General features: G+C 71.5%; 3 protein-coding genes and 2 pseudogenes. 1 reads left to right on the top strand and 4 read right to left on the bottom strand.

The features are described 5' to 3' along the window. Positions 1 to 101: 101 nt before the first annotated feature. A complete protein-coding gene (locus tag G6028_RS09025; RefSeq protein ID WP_182658683.1) occupies positions 102 to 260 on the bottom strand; it encodes a hypothetical protein in 159 nt (52 codons plus the stop codon). 74 nt (positions 261 to 334) lie between these two features. Here G6028_RS09025 and G6028_RS09020 point away from each other — a divergent pair, with 74 nt between their 5' ends. Further along, the gene (locus G6028_RS09020) at positions 335 to 1,264 is read left to right on the top strand and encodes an amidohydrolase family protein (RefSeq protein WP_182658682.1); all 930 of its coding nucleotides are present in this window, start codon (positions 335 to 337) and stop codon (positions 1,262 to 1,264) included. A 156-nt stretch (positions 1,265 to 1,420) separates the two neighbouring features. Here the strand turns inward: G6028_RS09020 and recR are convergent. The 3 genes and pseudogenes from recR to G6028_RS09005 form a co-directional block, all read right to left on the bottom strand. After that, positions 1,421 to 2,026 (bottom strand): annotated as a pseudogene (gene recR / locus G6028_RS09015) (recombination mediator RecR); the annotation flags it as partial. 82 nt (positions 2,027 to 2,108) lie between these two features. Beyond that, positions 2,109 to 2,444, bottom strand: coding sequence for a YbaB/EbfC family nucleoid-associated protein (locus G6028_RS09010; RefSeq protein ID WP_095717156.1), 336 nt, complete (start codon positions 2,442 to 2,444; stop codon positions 2,109 to 2,111). Positions 2,445 to 2,556: 112 nt separating this feature from the next. Continuing rightward, a pseudogene (locus G6028_RS09005) lies at positions 2,557 to 2,869 on the bottom strand (DNA polymerase III subunit gamma/tau); the annotation flags it as partial.

Raw genomic sequence — 2,869 nt, 5'->3', positions numbered from 1 at the left:
ACTCGCTGCCGCCCATCGAGGTGCCGGCGGTCGAGCAACTGCGACGCGAACGCCTGGCGGCCGCCCGCCGTTGACGCCTGCCAGCCCGCCGGTGGGGCTTTTCAGCCCGCCGGTGGGGCGGCCGCCGGTGGGAACAGCGAGTCGGTCCAGCGCTGCCACCCGGCGGTGAGCGCGTCGCGGTCGAATCCCTCGCCGAAGTAGTAGTGGACGACGGTGACCATGCCCCATGCCCAGCGGGTGCGTGCTGTCGGAGCTGTCATGACCCGGGGGTGGACGCCCCCGGGTCGCACTCGATCAGTCGGCCGGAGGGCGGCGCTCGCCTACGCTCGGATCCATGTGTATCCACCACGGCACCGCCACCCTCACCGGCTCCGTGACCCCTCCCGATCCCGCGCACGAGGCAGCACAGGTGCGCGCCCTGTGGGAGCCGCTGGGTCTTCCGGGGATCATCGACGTCCACACGCATTTCATGCCCGACCGGGTGATGGCCAAGGTGTGGGACTACTTCGACGCCGCCGGCCCCAAGGTCGGGCGGACGTGGCCGATCACCTATCGGGAGGCCGAGGACGAGCGTGTCGCCCGCCTGAGGTCCTACGGCGTACTGGCGTTCTCGTCGATGCTGTACCCGCACAGGGCGGACATGGGGGCGTGGCTCAACTCGTGGTCGGCGGACTTCGCCTCACGGCACCCCGACTGCCTGCACACCGCGACGTTCTTCCCCGAGCCGACCGCAGGAGACTACGTCCGGGACGCGATCGAGGCCGGGGCCCGGGTGTTCAAGTCGCACATCCAGGTGGGCGAGTACGACCCTCGCGATCCGCTGCTGGACCCGGTGTGGGACCGGCTCTCGGAGGCGCAGGTGCCCACGGTGATCCACTGCGGTAGCGGCCCCGTGGCGGGTCCCTTCACGGGGCCGGAGCCGGTCGCTGACGTGCTCGAGCGGTTCCCGGATCTTCCGCTGATCATCGCCCACATGGGCATGGGCGAGTACTCGGAGTTCCTGGATCTGGCCGAGCGGTACAGCGGCGTCTACCTGGACACGACCATGGCGTTCACCGACTTCGTCGAGGAGATCAGCCCGTTCCCGGCCTCAGAGCGCGGGCGGCTCGCCGATCTGGGGCACAAGATCCTCCTGGGGACCGACTTCCCCAACATCCCCTACCCGTTTGCGCACCAGCTCGACGCCCTGGCGGGACTCGGGATGGGCGATGACTGGCTACGGGCGGTGTGGCACGGGAACGCCGCGAAGCTCTTCGATCTCTGACGGACCGGTCCGGCCCGCCGCGCCACTGTCCCCTCCGGGGATCCGCTGCTCCACCGGCTCGGGGGATGGTTCGGGAGACGGCCGGGGGGTCGGGGGCTCACTCTGCTCCGGACGGAGCACGCCTCCCGACCGCGCGGGCTGGGAGGGGCCACCGGACAGGATGCGGCGGCCGGACAGTGCACTGCCCAGGGTCAGCTCGTCCGCGAACTCGAGATCCGCACCCATGGGCAGGCCCGAGGCGAGGCGGCTCACCACGAGTTCGGGGAACGGCCGCAGCAGCCTGGCCAGGTACGTGGAGGTGGCCTCGCCAGTGGTGTTGGGGTCGGTCGCGATGATGATCTCCGCGATCTCCTCGCCCTCGAACTCCTCCCCGACCCGCCTCATCAAGGCTGCGATGCGCAGTTCGTTGGGCCCGATGCCGTTGATGGGATCGAGCGCGCCACCGAGCACGTGATAGAGCCCGCGGAACTCGCGGGTGCGCTCGATGGCCTCGATGTCCTTGGGCTCCTCGACCACACAGACGAGCGTGGGGTCGCGCCGCGGGTCGGAGCAGATGCGGCAGCGTTCGGCCGCCGACACCGTGCCGCAGACCTCGCAGTACGTGACGCCGTCGACCACCGCCTGCAGCGCGGAACGCAGCCGCTCCACCGACTCCGGCTCCGCCTGCAGGAGGTGGAAGGCCAGCCGCTGCGCGGACTTCGGACCGACGCCCGGCAGTTTGCCGAACTCGTCGATCAGGTTCTGGACTGGTCCCTCGTACATCGCCGTTCCTGTGCTGTGTCGTTCCCGGCGACGGATGCGACGCCGGGTGGCGGGTCCCGGAGCTCCCCGGGTCCCGCCGGGCTCACATGCCCAGGCCGCCCATCATGTCGCCGAGGCCGCCACCGGAGGCCAGCGGGCCGAGCCGCGACTCCGCGAGCTGCTGGACCTTGGTGTGGGCGTCGCCGAACGCGCCGACGAGCAGATCCTGCAGCGTCTCGATGTCCTCGGGGTCCACGACCTTGGGGTCCACCGTGACACCGGTGACCTCACCGGTGCCGCGCATGGTGACGGTGACGAGGCCGCCACCGGCCTGGCCGTCGACCGTGCTCGCGGCGATCTCCTGCTGCGCCTGGGCGAGCTGGGCCTGCATCTGCTGGGCCTGCTCGAGGAGGGCGTTCATGTCGGGTCCGGGCTGCATGGCGGGTCCTTTCGGCTGGTGCCGTTCTGGGCCGGGGCGGCCCCGGTCGGTCGGAACCCAGGGTAACCGCACCATCGGACAGCGTGCCCCGCCGCGCGGCGGGGCGGGCCGCTCAGCGCTCGAGCGGGCGGGCCCCGAGGTGCTCTTTGAGCAACTGGAGCGCGATGTCCTCGCCGGTCCGGTGATCGATGTTCTGCGGCCCACTGCGGGCCTCGTCCACCATCTCCTCCTCGCTCACCGGGGGCGGTGGCGGACCGTCGGGTTCACCGGCCTCCGGCTCGGGCTCCTCGGGCGGCGGCGGGATGTCGTCGTACCCGCCACCGGGCGCACCGCCCTCGCCGGACCGCCCGTATCCCGCACCCTGACCGGCGTCACCCCCACGGAGCCGACGCTGCCACCCCTGGGGTTCGGGCTGCTGCGCGTTC

Source organism: Dietzia cercidiphylli, from assembly GCF_014145145.1.
Taxonomy (GTDB): domain Bacteria; phylum Actinomycetota; class Actinomycetes; order Mycobacteriales; family Mycobacteriaceae; genus Dietzia; species Dietzia natronolimnaea.
Note: the sequence above shows the minus strand (reverse complement) of the source record. Positions and strands in the feature narration are given on the sequence as shown.